This window comes from Streptococcus mitis, from assembly GCF_001579035.1.
GTDB lineage: Bacteria > Bacillota > Bacilli > Lactobacillales > Streptococcaceae > Streptococcus > Streptococcus mitis_J.
On sequence record NZ_KQ970340.1, the window covers coordinates 1 to 329 of the forward strand.

The window sequence follows — 329 nt, forward strand, 5'->3', positions numbered from 1 at the left end:
CCCAACCCATCCTAAGAATGGAATGAGACTAACTCCACCAGAAACAATCATTAGTACAGACGGAGCTGCACCTACACGATTATCTCCTTTATAGTAAACAATAGCAATGATACCAAGAACAAGATTTGCAATCTTCAAGGCATTCAAGAGTAAGGCAACACCTGAAACAGCCCCTGCAGTAGCTCCTCCATTAAGAGTTGTAGCAGCTGTATTTACCGCTGTTCCCAACAAGACAAATGGGCCAATAAGAAGTAAAATTCCTCCCACAAGACCAACGATACCACTAATTAAAGCAAGTGTTTTTGATTTCATAATAAAATCTCCTTTTT

1 protein-coding gene is annotated in these 329 nt (G+C 39.8%); it reads right to left on the bottom strand.

From position 1 onward, the window contains the following. On the bottom strand, positions 1 to 312 hold a 312-nt coding region (locus tag SMIDD26_RS10980), incomplete at its 3' end, for a hypothetical protein (protein ID WP_061440111.1). Positions 313 to 329 lie beyond the last annotated feature (17 nt).